The organism is Lysinibacillus sp. NPDC097214 (genome assembly GCF_050277945.1).
In the GTDB taxonomy this organism is placed as follows: Bacteria; Bacillota; Bacilli; order Bacillales_A; family Planococcaceae; genus Lysinibacillus; species Lysinibacillus xylanilyticus_B.
Map to the genome: position 1 here is coordinate 190,321 of NZ_JBNNSS010000004.1, position 24,013 is coordinate 214,333.

Sequence of the window (24,013 nt, forward strand, 5' to 3'; positions counted from 1 at the left end):
AGCCCCCTACATGTTATAGTTGATACTCTTATTATATAACACAAACGGGTATAAACACTAAATTATACGAATTTTCATGTAAATTAGCCTAGTTATACAAGAATAGGGTCATTTTAAAGAAATTGTACTTCAACAAAGTGCGGAAAATTACTATTGTAAGAAAACAAAAGATGTGGGACACTGCTAAAGGATCATTTGTTTCTTTGTTTCGAAAGAAGCATTTGAACACGGGAAGCGCGATAGTGTATGAATATTACAGATTATCCGACGTTACAATTTATATAAATGAATTATAAACTAACGCCCCAAAATATAGTAAACTTAAATTAAAACACGCACAGTCGATAAGGAGGTCACAAGATGGTCACACTAGTGGAGGCATGGAACAGCTATTATTTACTTTTAAACTCATTGAAGAAAAGTGCTGCGACGAAAAAGCAATACAATATAGATGGACAGCAGTTTTTAGCGTTTGCTCATGAGAACAACTACTTGTATGTAGATCATCATATAAAAGAATTGTTATTTATATATAATAATTATTTGAAAGAGACCTACGCAAATGTCAACACGTTTAATCATAAAATTGCTACATTACGGGGCTTTGTAGACTTTGTCTTTTTAAGAGAGTGGGTGGAACCCTTTGACTATGAGGGTATTTTACAGCCCAAAAAGAGACAGAAAGAGGCTTTGACATTATTGACTAAGAAGCAATTGATGCAAATTTCGAACGTCTGGCCAACTTATTTCCAATACGCGAAAACAATGGAGCATGCTTGGTTAGCAAGACGTAATGGCTGCATTGTCCAACTACTGATGGAAACAGGATGTAAGCCAGCAGAGCTTGTACGCATGAAATGGTCTCATTTTAATTTTGGCACATCGATGGTTTACATTGCTAATCAAAATGGACGAAGAGAAATAAAGCTTACTTCAATTTTAATGGGTATGCTGGAGCACTATAAAGAAGCAGCAGAGGAATTACATGAAGAAAAGCTGGGAGAATGGGTTTGGGTAAGTGAGGCTAGTCAATCTAAAGCCATCTCAACGAAAACAATTGAGCGAATTTTCCAAACGATATCAAAGGATATCAGCACAAATGTGAGAGCCACAGATTTACGCTACACTGTCATGCAAAAGGCATTTCAAAGTGAAAAAACAGTTGAAAATATTCAGGAAAAAATGGGCTATGTACGAAAATGGGTACTTACTGAAAGACAGGAGCGTTTTGAATAAAGAAAGATCGTTTTTTCTTCTGTAGTGGATTGTGATTAAGCGTGTATAAATAACAATATGAAATTTGTGCACGCTTTTATAAATTAATTAATAGTTTTTTAGTATATTTTTTAACAGTTCTATAATGGAGGTTATCATGGATTACTTTAATAGTAAGGCATTTGAGGAACATAGAAAAAATACATATAACATATTAGAACAAATACCTTCTGCTAAAAGTCCGGTTGGATGGACTTTTAAGGGTAATTTTAGTATTGGCAGTTTTGAATATTTCGGGTTTGATGTATCATCCGATTTATTACTTGTCGTATCTAGTAATGGTAGGGGAATTATAGATTTAGCAAGAGCAGAAAAAATATCCCGAGATTATACAGATGACTTTGTTTTAGATGAAACATTGTTAATCTGTGAAGGCTTCGACGTTTTAAAAGATAAATCGATCAAATTGGCAAGCAAATATGGTGGAAGCATACTTCCAGTCAGTAATAAATTCGGAGATTGTTTACAAAGAGTATCTCCTCTTTACCCTTGTGAAGATATAATTTATCAACCTGCGTTTGAGGACTGTTTGGTCGAAGGACACAATAAAAATTGTGTTCGCATTTATAGAGGTTTTTTGGATTGCTATGGGTTTTCATTTAGTGGCAATTATTTTGTAATTGCAGATGACGGTGGTATTTTATTTTGGGAGAGAAATAATGCCGAGGCATAATTAATAATATTCATCTTCATTTTTTACTAAAATAGATAATGAATACCTGTACTTATAGTAAAACGGGGAAACATTATTAGGGGAAGCAAAAGCAAATTCAAAAGGGAAATTCACTGTGAAGATTAAAGCCCCAAAAGCAGGCACAAGCCTAACTGTTGTGGCTAAAGATAAGTCTGGAAACAAAATTGAATCAACAGTCATAGTAGTTGTTTCTAAATAACAAACACTTTTATTTATTGTCCATGAGAAAATTTACAAGGACTGTCATGAAAATGAATTTTGTGACAGTCCTTTTTATATCCTATAGTTTTCCATAAGAATGGATTTAACTTCATGGAACTCTATAATGTAGTTTTAATAGATATTCAACAACTAGAACAATAAATAAAAATGCATATTGAAGTACCGCTTAGAACGGACTCTTATATTTGAAGGAGACAGAAATAAAATGGAAATTTACTAACCTCTTTTAGACATTTCACGGAGGACCGTATCATAAATAAGTGTTATTTAAATCCAATCATTGAAAAACAATGATTGGATTTTTTTGGTTACAAAACCCCTTTATTAATGGGTTGTGGCTTTTTATGTTTATTTGAAGTCTATAAATATGTGTCTCTAAATTCTAGGACATTTTATACTTCACGTAACAGATTTCTTCTAACGAGCAAAATATATCATAAAGACAGCATAGGACCGAATATTTTACCTATAAGGCATATATTTTATAATTCTATTTTTTAGTTGCCGCGTTTCTCTAGATTTTTAGCAGTTTTACTTTGGTCAACATACTTTTGGTTTTTAAAGGTACCCATGAGGAAATCATAGGCTGGGTTCGTAACACCATACCAGTAATTTTCATTTTTGAAATGATGCCATAAATGAACTTTTTTCATCCACCGGCCCCATGGAGAGATTGGTCGAAGGGGACGATGGGCGATATAATGCTTCCACTCATAAAACAATAAAAAGAGCATGATACCTGCAATAAATGCGATTGTCATTACAAAGCTAGATGAAAGAAAATAAAAAATGGCTGCTGCAATTGCAATATTTGGCACACTATACCATAAGGGTAAAAATAATAAGTGTAATTCATTAGGATTTGAATGGTGGTCATAATGTAAGCGTTTAAGCATTTTTAACAAAAATGCATTCTTTGGTGGTTTCAGATGAAAAAGAAACCTGTGTGTAACATACTCAGCTAAGGAATACATAATCATTCCCAGAATAAAAGCACCCAAAATTCCGATAGAGGTTAAATGTAGAATCATAAATCCAAAGCTAATAAGGAATAGACAGGTCATGATTAATATATCAGGGTAGGAAAAATATTCTTTAAAATATTTCAATCTCATTTATCACGCCTCCAGTATTCTTTATTTTTTTCTATCTTTCCAAAGAGCCAAGCTTTTCGCCATTGTTGTCGTAGAAAGCCTTTCCGCTTCCATTGCATCTCCCTTTAATGCAGCTTTTAATAAGTCTTGGTAATAGTTGAAGGACAACCCTCGATGATCTTTTACAGAAAAATATCTTTTTGCCATATCTATATAAATGGAATCGAAGCTATTTAAAATGAGTAGAAAGATTGGATTGACAGCAAGGCCAGCACATCTTTTTTGCAAATCCCAATCAAATGCTGCATAGCTTTCTGCACGATCTTCAAGCTGCTCTAGATTGGCAAGGAGAGCAACCACTTTAGGTTGATTAAACGTGATGGCATCACGAATATAAGTCGGAGCCAAGGAACTCCTTAATTCTAATAAGTACATGATAAATTCATCTGTTATAGTATGATGATTCTCAACAATATTAACAAGTGTCGTTAGATTTCCATTGCGCCAATAATCATTAACAACCGCAGGCATTCCTTTTCTCCCTGTTATCCATCCACCCCTTCCTAACCGTTGAAGTGCCTCCCGAATAGTTGGACGACCAACACCAAATTCTTTTGCAAGCTCTCTTTCCGGCGGTAAAGTACTTCCTACAGAGTAAACACCAGCCAATATGGATCTAATTAATTCATTCTCAATTTTATCTGAGGAGCGTTCCTTTTCTTTCAAATCCTCGTCCCCTTTGCTATGTGGTAATACAAATTAAATACAGTGGTAATACCAAAAATTATACGTTAAGTCTGAATTTTCTGTCAATAACAAGTGCAAATATTTATAAATAGGATTATCAAACAAACCAGTAAATACTTAGTAGCAAGCAATATAAATTTAAATTATTTGAATCAAACAATTAATAGAAAGAGGGAAAAAGCTTTAAATAAGCCTTAGCTAAGACAAATGAATTTCTCATTCCATAGCTTTGATGGCCATAGTGGTTTTAAAGATAAGGGGGGGTATGTGAGAAGTATCCGTAGTGGAAATCAACCTCGCAGTTTATTCAATAGGGTTAAAATTAGTTAATCAATACACCTGGTTTAAATCAAAGAATCGTCATGATTTTTTAATAACTGACCGAAAATAATAATCTGAATTATAGAAATTTAAATGATTTTATAAATAAAAGATCTAAAAAATTCCTAAATCTACCTTGATGATCTAAAATTTTTTATGCTTACAATATGTTTTTTTAACGCATATATTAACAAATTTAATAGGTGTTCATTCTATTATTAATATAAAAAAATCCGATATGCATTTTTATTCACTTTTTCTAATATATATTTAATCGTTGCAAATTGTTACGCTTAGTATTTAGGGTAGATGAATTAATTTTCATAGCGATTAATCATTAAAAAATATAAAAAAATAAATTGACACTCAAATGTTTATGACTTAATATGAGTCTCAGCATAATAATATAGCTCTTATTAATAACCGTTGAGACGAGGGGTCGAAGATACGGTGGCCAAACAATTTAGTTCATAATGAACTGAATCCAGTGGGCCGAACCTGAGCACAAAATTAACTTTTGTGAACAATAAGAGGAACAGCAGCTGATAGTATTCGAAGCTTTCCTTAAAATTGGGTGAGCTTTTTTTTATGCCCTAAAAATCTATAATTTGTTAGGGGTAGTTAAAATTGTCAGAAAAAGTATTATTCACATCGGAGTCTGTATCGGAAGGACATCCAGATAAAATTGCAGACCAAATCTCAGATGCAGTATTAGACGCAGCATTATCGCAAGATCCGCTATCACGTGTGGCATGTGAAGTATTCACAACTACAAACACAGTAATTGTTGGTGGAGAGATCACTACTAAAGCTGAACTAGATATCGAAAAAATTGCCCGTAATACCCTAATCGGCATTGGTTACACAGACGATAAGTTCGGTATTGATGGTCATAACTGTAATGTACAAGTTTTAGTACACACGCAATCTCCTGATATCGCAATGGGTGTTGATTCTTCAAGCGATACAAAAGAAGTTGGTGCAGGTGACCAAGGGATTATGTTCGGTTTTGCGACTAATGAAACTGGAAACTATATGCCTTTAGCAATTGAAATGGCACATATGCTTGTAAAACGTGCAACTGAGCTACGTAAAAATGGTCAATTCAAATGGGCTCGACCAGATATGAAATCACAAGTAACAATTGATTATACGGATAGTATACAACCTAAAATTGATACTGTTTTAATGTCAATACAACATGATGATGATTTTGATCGAGTAGAATTCATTGATTACGTTACAGAAAATGTAATTAAAGCTGTTGCGAAGCAATTTGGTATGAATGAAGACTTCCGCATTTTAATTAATCCTACTGGTCGTTTCGTAGTAGGCGGACCACACGGAGATGCAGGTTTAACAGGACGTAAGATTATTGTTGATACTTATGGCGGCGCAGCTCGTCATGGTGGTGGCGCATTCTCTGGTAAAGACTGTACAAAAGTTGACCGTTCAGCGGCTTACGCAGCGCGATACGTTGCAAAAAATATTGTTGCAGCAGGCTTGGCAGATAAATGTGAAATCCAACTATCATATGCAATTGGTGTAAGTGAACCAATTAGTATCGCTTTAGAAACATTTGGTACAGAAAAAGTAGCGAAAGAAGAAATTTTAAAAGCGATTCGTCAATTATTCGACTTAACGCCAAATGGCATTATTAACATGCTAAATCTACGTAAACCACAATATCAACAAGTTGCAGCTTATGGTCACTTTGGACGTAGTGATGTAAACGTAACTTGGGAAAAAACAGACAAAGTTTCAGAATTAGAGCAACTTTTAACAGTTGCTATGGGACAATAATGCAATGCGTGCAAAATCGAGTGGCTACTGAGGAATTTTTAGCCACTCAAGACCGCATGCCATTATTTGAAGCTTTAGTCAATTATACTAAACAAGATGTTACGCCGTTTGATGTACCTGGTCATAAAATGGGGCTACATGAAAACCCATTAAAATGGACGCTTGGAGAAATGACATTAAGAATGGATGTAAACTCGATGAAGGAGCTTGATTTATTAAGTCACCCGGAATCGGTTATTAAAGAAGCTCAACAATTAGCTGCACAAGCATTTAATGTAGACTACGCTTACTTTTTAGTAAATGGAACTACTGTAGGAATTTTGGCGATGATTTTAGCGACATGTAAACAGGGCGATACATTGATTGTACCTCGTAACTGCCATAAATCAGTTATGAACGGCATTATATTAAGTGGAGCAAAGCCAGTATTTATTCAACCTGAAGTTGATCAACATTTTGGTATTGCACACGGAATTTCAGTTGAAAATGTAAAATCGGCACTTGCAGAAAACCCACAAGCGAAAGCTTTACTTGTGACGTATCCAACATATTTTGGTTCGATGAATCAACTGCAAGAAATTTGTAAGCTCGCACATGAACAAAATGTAACAGTTATTGTTGATAGTGCACATGGAGCCCATTTAACATTTTTACCTGATGCAAACGATGCAATTAGTGCTGGTGCAGATGCAGTAACGGTCAGTATGCATAAAACTGGGGGTTCATTAACACAAAGTTCGCTTCTATTACTACAAGAAAAACGAATCGATTCGAAGCATTTGCAAAAAGTATTAAATATGCTTCAAACGACGAGTGCAAATTATTTATTAATGAGTTCTTTAGATGTAGCGCGAAGGGAATTAGCGGTGTATGGACAACAACGTTATAGCCAATTAAAGTCAATTGTTGATACAGCAATTGAAGAAATTGAAAATAATTCACGCTATGAAGTGCTAAAAGCTGAATATGTACAACAAAATTTCAATCAATCCTATGATTGGACGAAACTTGTAATTCGTGTGAACGATCTCGGTTTAACTGGTTTCGAAGTTTACACAATATTGAAACAACAGTATGGCATTCAATTAGAACTTGCTGAAGGATATGTCATAATGGCAGTCATTAGTCATGTTGATACGAATGAAACAATCGGTAAATTAGTACATGCGTTAAAAGATATTGAACTTAATCACGCAAAAAAAGATGCGATTCAGTCAGCTTATGTGACAGCGAATCAAATTAATAAATTAGCAATGACACCGCAACAGGCGTGTAATGCTGAAACAGAAACAATTTTAATTTATGATGCGGTAGGTCGAATCAGCGCAGATTCATTAATGATTTATCCACCGGGAATACCACTAATTATCCCTGGTGAAGTTATTTCAGAGGAAGTAGTAGAATTATATAACTTCTATTTTCTTAATTTTGGGAATGTTCTGTTCGAAACGAAAGAAGAAAATTATATTACAGTCGTAAGGGAGACAAATAAATGAGCATTGAATTATCAACATTAGGAAGACACGTATTAATTGAATTTTATGGTTGCCCAAGTGAAATTATTGAGCAAAACGCATTAATCGAGCAGTTTATGAATGAAGCTGCTGACTATTCTGGGGCAACAATTGTAGAATCTTGCTTCCATCATTTCAACCCATATGGTGTTTCGGGTGCAGTAATTATTGCTGAATCACATTTAACGATTCATACTTGGCCAGAATACGGTTTTGCTTCTGTAGATGTTTACACTTGTGGTGACTCTGTAAGTCCTTGGAAGGCAGCAGAATATTTAGAACAAAAACTGCAAGCGAAAAAGACAGAATCATTTGAAGTACCACGTGGAATGGCAGATAAAATTCGCCAATTTGCAGAACAAGAAATTGATACAATTCTAGTGAAACAAGAAGTATTAGAGGACGTGATTTAATGAAATGGTATACAGAACAATGGAGCGATAACTGTAAATTTTCAATCGGATACAACGAAGAGATTCATAGTGATCAATCTCCGTTCCAAAAAATCGATTTTTATAAAAGTGAAGAGTTTGGTACTTTCTTCACGTTAGACGGATTGATGATGGTTAATGAAAAAGATGAGTTCGTTTATCACGATATGATTACGCACCCAGCATTCGCTACTAACCCAGATATAAAAAAGGTATTAATTATCGGTGGTGGTGATGGAGGTACTGCTCGTGAAGTACTACGTTACGAATCAGTTGAAAAAGTAGTAATGGTAGAAATCGATGAGTTAGTATTTCGTTTGAGCCAAAAATATCTTCCAATTACAGCTGCTGGTGTTGAAGAAGATCCACGTATGGAAATGATTTTCGATGATGGCTTAGCTTATGTTCAAAACGCAGCTGATCAATCATTCGATTTAATATTAGTAGATTCTACTGATCCAATTTCAGTCGGCGAAGGTTTATTTACAACAGCTTTCTATAAAGAATGTTACCGTGTATTAAATGAAAAAGGAATTTTAATTAACCAACATGAATCACCATACTTTGCCGAGTATGCAGAAAACATGCGTAAAGCACATAAAAAAATTAAAGGTATTTTCCCAATCGCGAGCGTATATCAATTCCATATGCCAACATACCCATCGGGACACTGGCTATTCGGATTTGCTTCAAAAGCATTACATCCAATTAAAGATATTCAAGTAGATGCTTGGGACAAATTTGGTCTAAAAACGAAATATTACAATACAGATTTACACGTTGGTGCATTTGCACTTCCTACATTTGTGAAAGAGTCACTTGATCGTGATGAATAAGAGGCTGGAACATAACTAAATGGTTCATTTGTAAAGCCGAATAATCTCTAAATTAACAAAACACGATAATTAGAAAAACCGAACTATTCCGAAACACTCCATGAGCTTTTCATTGGATAGTTCGGTATTCCTTTCGACGGAACAACTAGTTTTCGACCAGAAACTCGCTTTGCAATGCAAGTAATTCGTCAGGATTAGGGCAATATTACAGTGGTTTTTTCAGAAAAACATGTATGGGAAAATTTTATAAAAAAAATCCATTTGACGTTTTGTACTATTTTTTGTATTATATTGAAGAAAAGAATGCCCGGACTAGAACGGGAGAGGTTCATAGCTGATACCCTCTATAAAAAACTATGGAAACATGATAATATGCCATGTCCATATCGGACGTGGCTTTTTTTTATGTTTTTACTTATGTTTTAATAGAACGATTGGTAATGCCTCTCTTGAAAAGTGTTGGGAAACATTTTACAAGGAGGTTTTTTTATGTCTGGCCGAAGCTACGAAGAAGGATTGAAGGATATAACATTATTAGGTAACCAAAGTACACAATTTTTATATGTCGTTTAATGAACCACGATCTTAATCCAGAAAAATTTGATTATCGATAAATGAGGAATTGAATAGTTCAATCAAGAAAGAGGTATTTAGCTACCCTCTAAAAAAAACTAAGAAGAAAGCAGCACTTTCTCTTAGAGTGCTGTTTTTTCGATATAAGGGAGTTTTTATAGATGAAGCAGGAAAAAGCAATTGTTGTATTTAGTGGAGGTCAGGACAGTACAACTTGTTTGTTCTGGGCAAAAGAACGTTTTAAAGAGGTTGAGGCAGTAACTTTTGATTATGGTCAAAGACATCGTCTTGAAATTGAATGTGCGAAGATGATAGCTGCGGAGCTCGGTGTTAGGCACCACATTCTTGATATGTCACTCCTGAATCAGCTTGCTCCGAATGCATTGACACGTCAAGACATAAAGGTAGAAGACGGAGAAAATGGTGAGCTTCCATCGACTTTTGTACCTGGCCGAAATCTTCTCTTTCTTTCATTTGCAGGCGTTTTAGCGAGCCAAGTAGGCGCTAAGCATATTGTAACTGGCGTTTGTGAAACGGATTTTAGCGGATATCCGGATTGCCGAGATGTTTTTATTAAATCCTTGAATGTAACGTTAAATTTATCGATGGATGATACCTTTGTAATTGATACACCGTTGATGTGGTTGAATAAGGCACAGACATGGGAGCTTGCTGACCAGTTTGGGGCACTCGATTTTGTTCAAGAAAGAACGTTGACTTGCTATAACGGTGTAATAGCAGATGGCTGTGGTGAATGCCCGGCATGCCAACTGCGAAAAAAAGGCCTTGATGAGTATTTGAGTTACAAAGAAGGAGTCTTAAATCATGTCAGATTTTAGAATCGTCGATAAGCTCCAAAAATTAGATGAAGATATTCAAAGAAATCAATTGAACTATCATGCAAAGCGTGTTCTCGTAAGCAAAGAATTTACCTTCGATGCTGCTCATCATTTACATAATTACGAGGGGAAATGTAAAAACCTGCACGGTCATACGTATCGCGTAATATTAGGAGTAAGTGGATACACAGATGAACGCGGTTTGATGATTGATTTTGGTGATATAAAAGAAATATGGAAAGAAAAAATAGAGATTCATTTGGATCATCGTTATTTAAATGAAACGCTTCCACCTATGAATACGACGGCAGAAAACATTGTTGTTTGGATTTACGAAAAGTTGGCTGCGGCCTTGCTTGAAGAACAAAGATATAACGGTGCGCGTGTAGAGTTTATCCGGCTATATGAAACTCCGACAAGCTATGCAGAAGCGAGACGGGAGTGGATGGAAGTTGAGTAAGATACCTGTTATCGAGATTTTTGGACCGACGATTCAAGGTGAGGGAATGGTAGTTGGCCAAAAGACAATGTTTGTGAGAACTGCCGGCTGTGATTATTCCTGTTCTTGGTGTGATTCATCGTTTACGTGGGATGGCAGTGGAAAGCATCTTATTGTCCAAATGACAGCGGAAGAGATTTGGTCTGAGTTGAAACGTCTTGGAGGCAGCGGCTTTTCATTTGTCACGATTTCAGGCGGCAATCCTGCACTCATCCAAAATTTGGAGAAGCTCATTGCCATTTTAAAAGAAAACGACATAAAGGTCGGTGTGGAAACACAGGGAAGTAGGTGGCAAAAATGGATGTATGAGATTGATGAACTGACAATTTCTCCAAAGCCACCTAGTTCTGGAATGACCACAGACTATTCGGTGCTCTCTGATATCTTCGAAAAACTTAAAAATCGAAACAGTAATCACCATGTATCCCTCAAAATAGTCGTTTTTAATCAAGAGGATTACGAGTATGCTAAACAAATTCACCATCGATATCCAATGATTCCTTTTTATCTGCAAGTCGGTAATGATGATCTCACGACGACTGACAATTCACGGTTAATTAAACATTTATTAGATAAATATCAAGCGCTGATTGATAGAGTGATTAAAGATGAAGAATTAAAAGATGTCAAAGTACTGCCACAGTTGCATGCCCTTGTTTGGGGGAATAAAAGAGGTGTATAGTGCTATTACAAAAATGTCATTAATACAAGTTCAAGAAGAGGATTATGATTAACTTGAGGCGGTGTGAAAGTATAGGCTAATTTGGCCTATACTTTTTTAGTGCGCCAGCATGAATGTAATCTAAAGAATATATATCTGAACCATGCAGACAGAAGTAGTGACTAGCCAAGTGCAAGGATGCTTATTAATCAATTTAAATAAAAAGGACATCTGCTATTCGAATTAGAAAATACTATTTTAATAGGAGGGGATAATTTCCTTATGTCGAATATACTATATAATAATAGGAAGTATTTCTAGATGAGGTGTTCGATTGAATAAAATAAGAACTGAAACAGAAAGATTAGTTATTCGATTTCTTGAAGAAAGGGATTATTCTTCTTGGCTTACCGAATATGAAAATCGTTTACCTTCTCAACATAAATACGATGAAGGTAAATTAGATATGAGCATCTGTACGAAAGAATGGTTTCGTGATTTAGTTACTAAACATCATCAAATGGCAGAGGATGATAAGGTCTATGTATTTGGAGTGTTTAGAAAAGTAGATAATACCCATATTGGCTTTATAGACTTTTCGACAATTATGAGGGAAGAATTTCAATGGGCCAGGTTCGGATATACAATTCATAACCACTTTTGGAGAAAAGGTTATGGGAAAGAGGCTGTAAAAGCAGCCATTGATCTAGCGTTTGAAAAATTAAATTTCCATCGAATAGAAGCTCACATAAACCTTGATAATATAGCATCTATAAAGTTAGCAGAAAGTGTTGGAATGGTTTATGAATGCACGAGGAAAGGATTCATATACGAGGACGACAAATGGACTGATCATCTAATTTACTTTATAAACGCAAAGTAAGTTTATCAAGTAGACAAAAAGTATTTCAACGAATATTAGGAAATTTAATATAATTTTTTTATCACTAGTTTAAGATTACTTTATTTAGGGGTACCGTCAGGAAAATGCGGATTTACAACGTTAAGGAATTTTCAATACTAAAAAGCCCAACTTCACCGTTAATTAATAGAGAAATTGGGCTTTTTCATTACTCCATAAGCATTTTTAAGTTATATTCTGTTATCATTTGGCATTAGCGGTGTCACTCTTCTTTTCGGAGTAACAACCATTCCGTGGATTTCAATTCTAATTGTTATTCTGAACGGAGTTGTTCAACAATTAAAAGGCATTGTAAGTGAGACAATGCTTCAAAAATCTGCAACTACTGACGAGCTTCCTAAAATTTACGCCGTTCAAAGTGCTATGATATCACTCTTATTCGGTATTTCATCATTAAGTTTCGGAGCAATTGCAGAGCTTTGGGATGTCAGGGTAACATTTATCCTTGCAGCAACTTTGTTAGGACTTGGCACTCTATTTGCATTAATTCGCCGTCGCGATTTTATCGTTACAACTGAATAATATGCTAAAAACGATTGGACACTTGTCCAATCGTTGTTTTGATTCTTCTAGAAATGAGCTCATTACTTTAAATTAGTGAAATCATTCTACATTACTATTCATACTAATCGTTTTTATTTTACTGAGTTTCACACCAAGTTTTCGAAACTTAAGCAAATACAATGCCGGTATTGCTAGTACGAATACTCCAATTCCAAGTGCAATTCTTGATGATGAAAATTCTGGAATAGCACCAGCTAAAAACGTTCCCAACATTGTAGATAAACCACCTATAACATATGTAGCGCTTTTTACCCTCGCCAAATAGTTATTTGGTGTAATCCCTTGATGCACAGATACTTGGACCACAAATGCCATTGATAGTGCACCATCAAATATTATCATTCCTAAACACATTAATATAAAGTTTTCTGTTGAAAAAATAACAAAAACGCCAAAAGAAGAGATAATCAGTAATGAACAAAGTAGTAATAGCCAATTCCTATTTTTAAACCATTTCATTATTAAAACACCTATGATATTTCCAATACCGGCACTTGATAATAAAATACCTATGAGTTCTTCAGAAAAATTTAAAGATATCCTTGCATGGAGTAGAACAGTTAGAACAATAAATACTGTAGAAAAGCCTAACGTACTTAAAACAATAGTATTAATTAATTGTTGCGTATTAACAATAAGGTATTTCAGTCCATCTACCGTTTGCCTGAAAAAGTTTGCTTTTTTCTCTTTAGTTGCCATTTCAATACTTTGTTGGGGTTGTATTTCTCTATTTCGAACTAACGAAATAAAGAGTGCTGATAATAAGGAAAACGTAGCACAGATACTTAATGTTATGAATGATCCTGTTTTAGCTAATAAAAAACCACCAATTGCTGGTCCAATTAAAGTGACAATCGCATCGGCAGCTTCTAAACTCGTATGGGCTTCTAATAACTTTTTTCTTCCTGCAACACTAGGGATCATTGTCGAAAAAGCAGTACCACTAATTAAAGATACTATACCCATAAAGAATAAAACAAAGGGGATTACTGCAACGTTTAATTGTTCTAATGTTATCAAATAAGCAAGTGTGAAAATACCGATGCCATAGATAAGATGACAAATTCTAGCTACTCGGACTTTGTTTTTCTTCTCTACCCATGTGCCTATAGGAATCGCAAGTAATACTGTTCCAAGTTGTTGCGAAAGTGCAACCAGTCCTGTTACTAAAGGGGAATTAGTTAAACCCAACACCATTAATGGTATAACTAGTTCTCTGAATCTTCCATTCAAAATGGATAGTAAATTAGATAACCACATTGACGAGAAATCTTTATTAATAATATTTAACCTCATAATGATGTACTCCTATATATGCAAGCTATTCGATAAAATGGCCCGATTGACGAACAAAATTAAATAACTTCCTTTTAATCAAATGATAACACGTTAATATTTACCAAGCTATAAAATGTTCCAAAACCTCCCTTTTCTGAACACGCTCCTTTTTAATTTATAAGGGGCGTTTTTTACCGTTCGGAATGTAACAAAACTCCGTTCATTAATCTATGTTCATTAACCATATTTTTAACATCTTATGTTACAATGCAATCAAAGGTAAAATGAGGAAAGAGTGATTTTGGTGTTAATTGGATATGCACGAGTGTCAACTGGATTACAAAATTTGGATTTGCAATCAGATGCTTTAACGCAACATGGTTGTACAAAAATTTTTTACGATAAAATGAGTGGAACAAAAAAACAACGTCCTGGTTTAGAAGAAGCACTTAAGTATGCACGTAAAGGCGATACAATTGTCGTTTGGCGATTGGATCGACTAGGGCGCAATATGCAAGATTTAATTCAAATAGTGAACAACTTAAATGAGAGAGGTATTGGCTTTCATAGCCTGCAAGAAAACTTAACAATGGACAAAAGCAATGCAACAGGGCAATTAATGTTTCACTTGTTTGCAGCGTTTGCGGAATTTGAACGTAATTTGATTCAGGAGCGATCTGCTGCTGGACGAGCAGCAGCAAAAGCACGTGGGCGTCTAGGTGGTCGCCCAGAAAAGTATGGTTCAAAAGAAATTGAAATGATGAAAGCTTTAATTGAAAGTGGCACACCGATTAAAGATGTTGCGGAAAAGTGGGGTGTGTCTCGCACTACGATTTATCGCTATTTAGAAAAACAATAAATCTGAAAGGTTGATATCTATGCAAAATGAATAACCTCCATTAACAGCTTTTTCAGAAGAACAGCGGCAAGCAGCAGTAGTAAAGTATAAAATTATTGCGCCTTATCTTATCAACTAAAAAAGATTAACGGCCATTACAGAAGAAAATGGCATTGCCAAAAGAACCCTACAATACTGGATTCGAGATTATAAAAAATTCGGATTAAAAGGTTTAATTCGAAAAACAAGAAGTGAAGGTGACATCATTTATGTTACGGACTTAACTCGGATTACTCGTAGTACACAAGATTTATTTGAATTAATCGATAACATACGGGGTAAAAAGGCAAATTTAAAATCCTTAAAAGATACATGGCTAGATTTATCAGAAGATAATCCCTACAGCCAATTCTTAATTACGGTTATGGCGGGTGTAAACCAATTAGAACGTGATCTTATCCGTATGCGGCAGCGTGAAGGGATTGAACTGGCTAAGAAAGAAGGAAAGTTTAAAGGTCGGTTAAAGAAGTACCATAAAAATCATGCAGGAATGAATTATGCAGTAAAGCTTTATAAAGAGGGAGATATGACTGTAAATCAAATTTGTGAAATTACAAATGTGTCTAGGGCCTCATTATATAGAAAGCTATCGGAAAGGAACAGTTGAAGAGTTATACCAAAAATCAGAAATATATAATAGAAAGTAAATTTCATATAGAGGTGGAATTATATGCCTAAAATTGACAATATGTTAGCAATTCTATGGATGCTTCGTTCAGGTGAAAAAATTACTGCAAAACAAATTTCAGAAAAGTTAGAGATGAATATAAGGACTGTGTATCGTTATATTGATACAATTTCAACAAGTGGCGTACCTATAATTTCAGAACCAGGACATAACGGTGGATACACTTTATTGAACAATTTTATTGAGGCTCCTCTTTTTTTTGATTTTGAGGAGCAAACTTCACTTTTTCACGCTGCTGTTTTTGCAGAAGAAGCCGGATATTATGGAGGTGAAGCACTGAATAGGGCCATTTCAAAACTAAGTAAATACTCAAATCAAGAGCAGGAAACAAAGATAAACCAACATTTATCTAGTCTTGAAGTAATCAGTCGATTAAGTTCACTCTCTATTGAACCTTTTTTGAAGGAGTTGGAGCAGGCCGTAGCTGACGGGTACTCAGTAAAAATTCTTTACCATAAAAGTGGCGAAAAGCAATTAAATTATAGATTGGTCGATCCGTACAGAATTATCTATTGGAATAATAAGTGGTATGTGATTGGATTTTGTCATCTTCGGAATGATATCCGTAGTTTTAGAGTAGATCGAATTGAAAGTCTAATGCTAACCGAAAATAAGTTTAACCGGCCAGAAAATTTTTCAGCACGTGACTTTTTTATAAAAAATCTTCTTCCAACTATAGAAGATAAGGAAGGTATTATTTCTTTGGTTATTAATGGGGATAAAAGTGTATTGGCTGATATTTGCCAACATTGGTTTTTAGGACATTATTTACAAGAACGGACTTCAAATCAAGCAGTTTTTCTTCTTGAAAAAGATATGATACATACATATGTACCTTATTTACTTTTACCGTACAATAAATCTATTAAAGTTATTGAGCCAATAAGTCTTAAGAAAAGACTTATTGAAGTTCTGTCGGAATTAATAAAATTTCATCAAGTTTGATAACTTCCCTGACGTTAACTGTCAGGGAAGTTATCTTATAATAGCTATATCAATTGTGATTGGAGTGTTATTGGATGCAAACAAAAAAAGTTTTTCTATATGTATTTAATACAATGTCGGACTGGGAATATGGATATTTAATTGCTGAACTAAACTCAGGAAGATATTTCAAAAAAGATTTAGCACCTTTAAAAGTAATTACAGTAGGAGCTAATAAAGAAATGATTACTACTATGGGAGGACTGAACATAAAACCAGATATTTCCCTTGATGAATGTACTCTTGAGAGTAAAGATCTTTTAATTTTACCAGGAGGGACTACTTGGAGTGAAGAAATTCATCAACCTATCTTGGAAAGAATTGGCCAAGCTTTAAAGCTTGGCACTATTGTTGCTGCAATTTGTGGTGCAACTGATGCCCTCGCGAATATGGGATACTTAGATACTAGAAAGCATACAAGTAATAACTTAGAATATACCAAAATGGTATGTCCTAACTATAAAGGAGAAAAGTTCTATGAGTTGGGATCTGCGGTATCTGATGCGAATTTAGTTACTGCATCAGGAATAGCTCCTCTGGAATTTGCAATGGAGGTACTGAAAAAAATAGATGTATTTACACCAGATGCATTACATTCATGGTATAACCTAAATAAGACTCATAAACCTGAATACTTCTTCCAGTTAATGAATTCAATAAATAGATGAGCTAAAAAAATCAACTTAGCAGATTTATATTAGTTTAAATAATTACCATGCTTTAGACAATGTCAAAGCATGGTTTTTGAATATAACTTAAAAATGCTTATGGAGTAATGAAAAAGCCCAATTTCTCTATTAATTAACGGTGAAATTGGGCTTTTTAGTATTGAAAATTCCTTAACGTTGTAAATCCGCATTTTCCTGACGGTACCCCTAGCTTAAGATTACATTATTTAAATTATTATTCTAAGCAATAGATCCTAATAAAACCCCTGATTCTTCTTCTATACGTAGAAAAATCAGGGGTTTTAATTTAAACCATTGCACATATTTATTACAAATGATTCAATGCTTTAACGCTCGCTTTAAATAATAAGGAACAAAATCGTATTTTCACAAATAATAAAAAATCCTACCATTTTATCTACTTTTCAACCTTAATTTGTGTTAACTTAATATAAATATAAGTTAACACAAATTAAGAATAGGAGGAAATAAATAAAGTTGTTTTTACATGTTAATTTAAAAAGTAAGATGGAGGAGTAAAATGATACGAAAGTTTTCTACTTATGATCTTGCCCAGATTTCATTGCTAGCATGTCTTATTATCGTTACAGGTATGTTTAAAATTCCAACAGGCATTCCTGGGTCTGAGTTTCAATTATCAGCACCCATAGCAGTTGCGATTGCAGCAGTGTTTGGATTTAAGCGATATTTTCTAGCGGGGATCATTGCAAGTTTAATCTCATTTTTACTAGGTATACACTCGATCCTAAATGTGGAGATCGCATTAATTTTTCGATTGACTGTAGGCCTACTCATTGTTTTATTTGGGACTTCAATTCCGGTACTTGTTTTGGCAGGCCCAATTGGAACAACGATTGCTAGATTTGGTTTGGCTTTTACGTTAGGGTCTCCATTTTTACCGTTAATAGTTTTGGCTATTCCAGGCATGGTAATCACAGCTATTAGTGTTTATCCCATAACGAAAATGTTACATACAATTAATAGGAAAGTAGCTGGTAATAATCATGTTAAAAGCGTGTTATAGCATTCGAATGCGTGCGGCTGAAAGAAGTCCTGAACTAGGGGAAAAGCATATATCTGGTGGTGAACGGATAGGCAGTAAATCTCAGATAGAGCCAATTGTAAAACAGTTATTGAACAAAGCAAGTAATCATTCACGTGGAGATGCTGACTTTATTCAATTTACCGTTGAAAAAATTGCACGTGATCAGATACAGTATATACCCCCCTTAGAAATTACGACTGTTGAGGCGGCTTCAATCGAAAATGCTCATAGTGAAGCAAGAAAGATACTAACCTCCTTAGGTATTTCGGAATATGCACTGAATGTTGCTTTTCATCAACTTAGTAGTAATCAAAATCTCCGTGGGGCAATCATCTTAAATAGTAAAACCGGCTTACGGCTTGACGATCGGGGGCAAAAGGGTGTTCGTGTATCACGAATCGATTGGCAAGACGCTAATGGGGACCTTAATGAGCGCGTCCGTGAAGCGTTGGCTCTAGCGTCGAAAGTGGCAAATTCTCCGTTTACAATTGCAGAATTATGTTGGTCTGATGATCCAGATTACGTGACTGGATATGTGAGTAATCGTGACATTGGTTATGTCAGAATTACACCGTTAAAAAGGGAAGGCTGTGAGAGCGGAGGGCGTATTTATTTTGTGTCAGATGAAGTTGAACTAGAATCTTTTATTGACTATTTAGAGAGCGTACCGGTTCTCATTAGGAGGGATTAAAAAATGGATCAATGGTTCCAACAAGAACTACAATTAATAGAAGAGAAAGGATTGACAAGGAAGTTACGTTCGTTTTCAAATGGAAATGAGACCGAGGTAATCATGAATGGTAAGAAATTCTTGCTTTTTTCATCTAATAACTATTTAGGTCTTGCAACAGATTTTCGGTTGAGAAAGAAAGCATCTGAAGGTATTAGTAAATACGGTACAGGAGCTGGTGGTTCGAGATTAACAACTGGAAATTTCGATATTCATGAACAGCTTGAATCAGAAATTGCGGATTTGAAAAAAACTGAAGCTGCCATTGTTTTCAGTAGTGGTTATTTAGCGAACATTGGCGTAATTTCGAGTGTGATGAAGGCAGGTGATATAATATTTTCTGATGCCTGGAATCATGCGAGTATTATAGATGGTTGTCGCCTTAGTCAAGCAAAAACAATTGTTTATGAACATGCGGATATGGTGGATTTAGAGCAGAAATTGAGGCAATCACATGGAGATGGAAAGAAGTTAATTGTGACGGATGGCGTCTTTAGTATGGATGGTGATATTGCTCCGCTTCCCGAAATAGTTACGCTTGCAAAGGAATATAATGCTTACATAATGATTGATGATGCGCATGCGACAGGTGTCTTAGGAAATGATGGTCGTGGTACTGCTGACTATTTTGGATTGAAAAATGAGATTGATTTTACAGTGGGCACGATGAGTAAAGCGATTGGTGCAGAGGGTGGTTTTGTGGCGACGTCGTCAATTGCAAAGAACTATTTACTAAATAACGCTAGATCCTTTATCTTCCAAACAGGTTTATCTCCAAGTGCGATTGAAGCCGCGCGAGAAGGAATATCCATTATTCAAAATGAGCCTGAACGAAGGGAACAATTGCTGAATAATGCTAAGTATTTACGTTTAAAATTGGAGGAATCCGGTTTTGTAGTTAATGAGGGGGAAACGCCAATTATATCTCTTCTTATTGGTGATTCCCGTAAAGCTGTGCAATTTTCTGAGAAACTTATGGATGAAGGTGTCTTTATTCCAGCAATTAGACCACCAACTGTGCCAAAAGGGTCAAGCCGGTTGCGGATTACAGTAATGGCTACACATACAATGGATCAGCTCAATACAGTTATAAATAAAATAAAGAAAATAGGAAAAGAAATCGGTATTGTATAAAAAGTCTAATAGAACTTAATAATTGTGAAATAATGTTTAATGACTAAATAATCGTTGTTGCATTACTGAGAACTTTAGTTTTCAAAACAATAGATCATAATAAACCCCCTGATTCTTCTGCCTAGCGTAGAAAAATCAGGGGATTTAATTTTAACCATTGACCATTTTTGTTACAAATGATTCAATGCTTTGACACTCACTTTAACTGTTAAATCATGCTTACCACCTGAATAAACACCTTCAACAGGACTAATATCGGAATAATCACGGCCAATACATAAAATAATGTGATTTTCTAATACTTCTACATTATTAGTTGGATCGAGACCGATCCAGCCGATTCCTGGTATCATAACTTCTACCCAAGCATGGGTGGCAATATCCCCGATTAATGCGGAGTTTTCGTCCACATATAAATAACCGCTCACATAGCGTGCTGGAATTCCTTTAGCCCTTAGCACCGCAAGCATGACATGTGTGAAATCCTGACAAACACCTCGCTTAAGGGCGAAGGCTTCACTTGCCGTTGTCGTCACATCGGTTGCACCCGGATCGTATTCAAATGTCGAGTATAAATATTGCATTAAATTTAATGAAAATAGCACAGGATTTTCAGCATGACCAATGGCATGATACACTTCCTCTAAATGATTGTCTGTCATATACGTAAATTGTGTAAACTTTAAATAGGGTAAATAATGCTCGTAAAACAGTTGCGAGTGAAAAATGGTCTGCATCTCTGGTGAATATTGAATACGATGAATAAATGGTGCACGTTGAATGCTGACAATAGAGGTCGTTTGAATTTCTAATTCTTGATGCTGCTCTGGTATATAAAAAGTGCCAACCGTATTGCCCCATATATCTGTATGCTCACGCGTTAAAGATGAAGGTGTAATGGCAATGCGATAGGTTAATAAGCGCTGACGCTCATCGCCTCTTGGCTTTAAGCGGATTGTATTTAAGCTTTGATCGACTTCAGACTCATATTGAAAAATATTAGTATGTTGAATTTCAAATTTCATTGTGTCCGCTTCCTTTGAATTACTGACTTGCTTGTTGATAGGGAGCTGTCGTTGATTCCTTTCAAGGTTGTACGCTGGGTTCATATAAATGATAAATTGTTGAAAATGTATTGCCAAAATCAATACATTGACACAATCTTTCCTCCAGTAATAATATAGTTTCTTCTAAAGTACTATTCCATACATCTACATTCATTATGGCAAACAATAAACTTTTTAATGGGGCATGAAGCTCTAAAAATCTTGCTGAAAGAGGATCGTTTTCTAAACAAATAAATACTTCTTCTAATTTTTGTAAGCAAAACATTACTGAACGTGGGAAATGCTTATCCTGTAATAAATATTGAAGTACACACAGTAAGTTGGTTTGGCGATGCTTTTGTAAATAAGACTCCGTCGCCTCTGATAAATCGAGTAAAAACGAACCGTCCGCTTCTACTAAGGAGATGGCTATTTCTTTATGTTGCTCCAGTATAATTAAAGCCATACGAATCGTTTTTTCTGCACGCTCTAACCATTTGCCAACTTGCATGAAATAAAAGGGTACATCTCGATCCATTGAACCTTCGATAAGCCCAGTAACCGTCAAAGAAGTCTTACGAACGTTTTGTAAAAAAGTGTTAAGAACGATGAGTGGAATCGGTCTTTCACGTTCCAATATGTCTTGCTGTAAGGATAAATAAAAGGCGTTTTGCAATTCCCAAAGTTCAATGGGGATGCTATCTCGAGTTACACGCGCATTTTCTCTAACGGCACGTAAAGTAGCATGAAGAGCGTTTCCATTATTAGTAGAAAAGAGTAGATATTCGATAAGTGGATTAACTCGAATCGACTCATATAAGTTCAAGTACTCTTCCTTCGAGGCGCAAATATTTAACACCGCTTCCCAATGATCGATATATTCATTTTCTTTGCCAGATTGCTCCAACATATTCAACAGCTGTACTTGTAATATATGTGCATTCGATTGTGAGCGTTCACTATATCGTGCCATCCAGTATAGTGCATCGGCTACTCGACTTAGCATATTGCAATTCCTCCTTTAATATCCACGTATCTTTTGCTCCTCCACCCTGTGAAGAATTCACGACTAAAGATCCTTCTTTTAATGCTACACGCGATAAACCACCAGGAAGCACATAAATATCCTCACCCTTCATCACATATACACGCAAATCGACATGACAGGGATAGAATCTCCCATCCTGGAAAGCCGGTGCTCTAGACAGACTAATCGTTGGCTGTGCAATGTACTGATGCGGGTTTTCCATAATTTTTTCCTTATAAATAGCGATTTCTTCATCACTCGCATGCGGACCAATTAGCATATCATAGCCACCAGAGGCACTAACATTTTTAATGACAAGCTCGCTCATATGCTCAAGAACCCAATCTAGCTGCCGATCATCAGCTAGATGATAAGTCTTCACATTACGTAAAATAGGTTCCTCATTTAGATAGTAGCGAATCATATCTGGTACATAGGCATACATCGCTTTATCATCAGCAACACCGTTACCAACTGCATTTAAAATAGCAATATTTCCAGCTTTATAAGCATCGATAATATGAGGAACTCCAAGTAAAGAATCTTCACGAAAAACAACAGGATCTAGGAAATCATCATCAATACGACGATATATAATATCGATTTGCTTTAGCCCGTAGATAGTCTTCATGTACACCTTTTCGTCTCGGACCACTAAATCACGGCCTTCAACAAGCTGAATATTGAGCTGCTGTGCTAAAAAAACATGATCGTAATATGCCGAATTATACATACCAGCTGTTAAGAGGACAGCTTTAGGTTCTCTATCTGGCTCCATACAAGGTGGCCGATGAGCAAGGAGTGCCTTCTTCATAAAGGCCATTTGTTTGTCGAGTGACTGGATCGAATGTTTAGAGAAAAATTCAGGATACACTTCCTTCATCACAGATCGATTTTGAAAAACATAGGAAATACCTGAAGGATTGCGTAAATTATCTTCTAACACGTAGTAAATACCATTTTCATCACGAATCAAATCGATACCAGCTAAAAAAATATGATTATCGATAGGTACTTTTACACCAAGCATTTCTTTATAATAATACGGATTATTTTCAATAAGCTGTTTCGGAATAAGCCCATCCTCAATAATAGATTGTTCATGGTAGACATCGTGTAGAAAGCAATTTAAGGCTTTCACACGTTGCTTCATCCCAGATTCTATTTCTTGCCACTGTTCATGTGGAATAATAATAGGTATAAAATCAAAGGGCATTGTCCGTTCTGTTCCACCTTGTGCTCCATATACGGTAAATGTAATGCCTTGTTTAAGGAATCTAGATTGTGCTTGCTGATATTTTTCCTCTAATTGGTCCTTTGTGAAAACATTGAGCTTATGGTGGAAAGACCGATAATGAGGCTTCGGTTGATTGCCATCTAACATTTCATCAAAAAACAAACCAGATTCATAGAAATTCATCATATGGATCGCCCTCCGAATTTAAGTAGTAGAGAAAACGTGTTACACTAAATATGAATACATATAAAAGGAGCTAGAA

The 24,013-nt window shown here is 35.4% G+C and carries 25 protein-coding genes, 1 pseudogene and 1 riboswitch; of the genes and pseudogenes, 20 read left to right on the forward strand and 6 right to left on the reverse strand.

Translation table 11 applies throughout. The annotated features are described in order from the left end of the window. Window positions 1-360: 360 nt before the first annotated feature. The 3 genes from ACQKMI_RS10950 (at window position 361) to ACQKMI_RS10960 (ending at window position 2,168) form a co-directional block, all read left to right on the forward strand. Window positions 361-1,236 (forward strand): tyrosine-type recombinase/integrase, encoded by an 876-nt coding sequence (locus ACQKMI_RS10950; RefSeq protein WP_427488788.1) that lies wholly within the window; start codon window positions 361-363, stop codon window positions 1,234-1,236. Window positions 1,237-1,372: 136 nt separating this feature from the next. Next, window positions 1,373-1,948, forward strand: coding sequence for a hypothetical protein (locus ACQKMI_RS10955; RefSeq protein ID WP_427488790.1), 576 nt, complete (start codon window positions 1,373-1,375; stop codon window positions 1,946-1,948). A 115-nt stretch (window positions 1,949-2,063) separates the two neighbouring features. Next, window positions 2,064-2,168 carry a hypothetical protein gene (locus ACQKMI_RS10960; RefSeq protein WP_427488792.1) on the forward strand — a complete coding sequence of 35 codons (105 nt, stop codon included), beginning with the start codon at window positions 2,064-2,066 and terminating at the stop codon, window positions 2,166-2,168. A gap of 520 nt (window positions 2,169-2,688) precedes the next feature. On the opposite strand, the gene ACQKMI_RS10965 is transcribed toward ACQKMI_RS10960, so the two are convergent. Together ACQKMI_RS10965 and ACQKMI_RS10970 are read right to left on the reverse strand one after the other, a co-directional pair. Further along, a complete protein-coding gene (locus tag ACQKMI_RS10965) occupies window positions 2,689-3,306 on the reverse strand; it encodes a sterol desaturase family protein (RefSeq protein WP_427488794.1) in 618 nt (205 codons plus the stop codon). A 21-nt stretch (window positions 3,307-3,327) separates the two neighbouring features. After that, window positions 3,328-4,011 carry a GntR family transcriptional regulator gene (locus ACQKMI_RS10970; RefSeq protein WP_427488796.1) on the reverse strand — a complete coding sequence of 228 codons (684 nt, stop codon included), beginning with the start codon at window positions 4,009-4,011 and terminating at the stop codon, window positions 3,328-3,330. Between the two features lie 180 nt (window positions 4,012-4,191). On the opposite strand from ACQKMI_RS10970, the pseudogene ACQKMI_RS10975 reads away from it, so the two are divergent. The 10 genes and pseudogenes from ACQKMI_RS10975 to ACQKMI_RS11020 all read left to right on the forward strand — a co-directional run. After that, window positions 4,192-4,317, forward strand: a pseudogene (locus ACQKMI_RS10975) (radical SAM protein); the annotation flags it as partial. 663 nt (window positions 4,318-4,980) lie between these two features. Further along, complete coding sequence (gene metK, locus ACQKMI_RS10980; RefSeq protein WP_427488798.1) at window positions 4,981-6,156, forward strand: methionine adenosyltransferase; 1,176 nt, start codon at window positions 4,981-4,983, stop codon at window positions 6,154-6,156. Continuing rightward, window positions 6,156-7,652, forward strand: a complete 1,497-nt coding sequence (locus ACQKMI_RS10985) for an aminotransferase class I/II-fold pyridoxal phosphate-dependent enzyme (RefSeq protein WP_427488800.1) — start codon at window positions 6,156-6,158, stop codon at window positions 7,650-7,652. Before metK ends, ACQKMI_RS10985 begins: the two co-directional genes overlap by 1 nt. After that, complete coding sequence (gene speD / locus ACQKMI_RS10990; RefSeq protein WP_082172725.1) at window positions 7,649-8,083, forward strand: adenosylmethionine decarboxylase; 435 nt, start codon at window positions 7,649-7,651, stop codon at window positions 8,081-8,083. The genes ACQKMI_RS10985 and speD overlap by 4 nt, the downstream gene beginning before the upstream one ends. Then, window positions 8,083-8,937 carry a polyamine aminopropyltransferase gene (gene speE, locus ACQKMI_RS10995; protein WP_427488802.1) on the forward strand — a complete coding sequence of 285 codons (855 nt, stop codon included), beginning with the start codon at window positions 8,083-8,085 and terminating at the stop codon, window positions 8,935-8,937. The genes speD and speE overlap by 1 nt, the downstream gene beginning before the upstream one ends. A gap of 317 nt (window positions 8,938-9,254) precedes the next feature. Then, a riboswitch (PreQ1 riboswitch) is annotated at window positions 9,255-9,301 on the forward strand. Window positions 9,302-9,671: 370 nt separating this feature from the next. Then, window positions 9,672-10,349 carry a 7-cyano-7-deazaguanine synthase QueC gene (gene queC / locus ACQKMI_RS11000; RefSeq protein WP_427488804.1) on the forward strand — a complete coding sequence of 226 codons (678 nt, stop codon included), beginning with the start codon at window positions 9,672-9,674 and terminating at the stop codon, window positions 10,347-10,349. Then, window positions 10,336-10,809, forward strand: a complete 474-nt coding sequence (queD, locus tag ACQKMI_RS11005; protein ID WP_427488806.1) for a 6-carboxytetrahydropterin synthase QueD — start codon at window positions 10,336-10,338, stop codon at window positions 10,807-10,809. The genes queC and queD overlap by 14 nt, the downstream gene beginning before the upstream one ends. Next, window positions 10,802-11,530: a 7-carboxy-7-deazaguanine synthase QueE gene (gene queE / locus ACQKMI_RS11010; RefSeq protein ID WP_427488808.1), complete on the forward strand. Its 729-nt coding sequence runs from the start codon at window positions 10,802-10,804 to the stop codon at window positions 11,528-11,530. The genes queD and queE overlap by 8 nt, the downstream gene beginning before the upstream one ends. A 313-nt stretch (window positions 11,531-11,843) precedes the next feature. Beyond that, window positions 11,844-12,392, forward strand: a complete 549-nt coding sequence (locus tag ACQKMI_RS11015; protein ID WP_427488810.1) for a GNAT family N-acetyltransferase — start codon at window positions 11,844-11,846, stop codon at window positions 12,390-12,392. A gap of 342 nt (window positions 12,393-12,734) precedes the next feature. Beyond that, window positions 12,735-12,953 carry a hypothetical protein gene (locus ACQKMI_RS11020; protein ID WP_427488814.1) on the forward strand — a complete coding sequence of 73 codons (219 nt, stop codon included), beginning with the start codon at window positions 12,735-12,737 and terminating at the stop codon, window positions 12,951-12,953. 81 nt (window positions 12,954-13,034) lie between these two features. On the opposite strand, the gene ACQKMI_RS11025 is transcribed toward ACQKMI_RS11020, so the two are convergent. Continuing rightward, window positions 13,035-14,291 carry an MFS transporter gene (locus ACQKMI_RS11025; RefSeq protein WP_427488816.1) on the reverse strand — a complete coding sequence of 419 codons (1,257 nt, stop codon included), beginning with the start codon at window positions 14,289-14,291 and terminating at the stop codon, window positions 13,035-13,037. Between the two features lie 286 nt (window positions 14,292-14,577). On the opposite strand from ACQKMI_RS11025, the gene ACQKMI_RS11030 reads away from it, so the two are divergent. From ACQKMI_RS11030 to bioF, 7 genes are all read left to right on the forward strand, one after another. Next, window positions 14,578-15,132, forward strand: coding sequence for a recombinase family protein (locus tag ACQKMI_RS11030; RefSeq protein WP_427489324.1), 555 nt, complete (start codon window positions 14,578-14,580; stop codon window positions 15,130-15,132). A gap of 178 nt (window positions 15,133-15,310) precedes the next feature. Then, entirely contained in the window at window positions 15,311-15,778 is a 468-nt protein-coding gene (locus ACQKMI_RS11035) for a recombinase family protein (RefSeq protein WP_427489326.1), read from the forward strand. Between the two features lie 63 nt (window positions 15,779-15,841). Continuing rightward, the gene (locus ACQKMI_RS11040) at window positions 15,842-16,804 is read left to right on the forward strand and encodes a helix-turn-helix transcriptional regulator (RefSeq protein ID WP_427488818.1); all 963 of its coding nucleotides are present in this window, start codon (window positions 15,842-15,844) and stop codon (window positions 16,802-16,804) included. A 74-nt stretch (window positions 16,805-16,878) separates the two neighbouring features. Continuing rightward, window positions 16,879-17,511 carry a type 1 glutamine amidotransferase family protein gene (locus ACQKMI_RS11045; protein ID WP_427488820.1) on the forward strand — a complete coding sequence of 211 codons (633 nt, stop codon included), beginning with the start codon at window positions 16,879-16,881 and terminating at the stop codon, window positions 17,509-17,511. Window positions 17,512-18,052: 541 nt separating this feature from the next. Then, entirely contained in the window at window positions 18,053-18,556 is a 504-nt protein-coding gene (locus ACQKMI_RS11050) for a hypothetical protein (RefSeq protein WP_427488822.1), read from the forward strand. Next, on the forward strand, window positions 18,537-19,268 hold the full coding sequence (bioW, locus tag ACQKMI_RS11055) for a 6-carboxyhexanoate--CoA ligase (protein ID WP_427488824.1): 732 nt from the start codon (window positions 18,537-18,539) through the stop codon (window positions 19,266-19,268). Before ACQKMI_RS11050 ends, bioW begins: the two co-directional genes overlap by 20 nt. 3 nt (window positions 19,269-19,271) lie before the next feature. Further along, complete coding sequence (bioF, locus tag ACQKMI_RS11060; RefSeq protein ID WP_427488826.1) at window positions 19,272-20,441, forward strand: 8-amino-7-oxononanoate synthase; 1,170 nt, start codon at window positions 19,272-19,274, stop codon at window positions 20,439-20,441. Window positions 20,442-20,611: 170 nt separating this feature from the next. On the opposite strand, the gene ACQKMI_RS11065 is transcribed toward bioF, so the two are convergent. The 3 genes from ACQKMI_RS11065 to ACQKMI_RS11075 form a co-directional block, all read right to left on the reverse strand. Continuing rightward, window positions 20,612-21,466 (reverse strand): transglutaminase family protein, encoded by an 855-nt coding sequence (locus ACQKMI_RS11065; RefSeq protein ID WP_427488828.1) that lies wholly within the window; start codon window positions 21,464-21,466, stop codon window positions 20,612-20,614. A gap of 61 nt (window positions 21,467-21,527) precedes the next feature. After that, window positions 21,528-22,493 (reverse strand): alpha-E domain-containing protein, encoded by a 966-nt coding sequence (locus tag ACQKMI_RS11070; protein WP_427488830.1) that lies wholly within the window; start codon window positions 22,491-22,493, stop codon window positions 21,528-21,530. Further along, a complete protein-coding gene (locus ACQKMI_RS11075; protein ID WP_427488832.1) occupies window positions 22,447-23,937 on the reverse strand; it encodes a circularly permuted type 2 ATP-grasp protein in 1,491 nt (496 codons plus the stop codon). The genes ACQKMI_RS11070 and ACQKMI_RS11075 overlap by 47 nt, the downstream gene beginning before the upstream one ends. Window positions 23,938-24,013 lie beyond the last annotated feature (76 nt).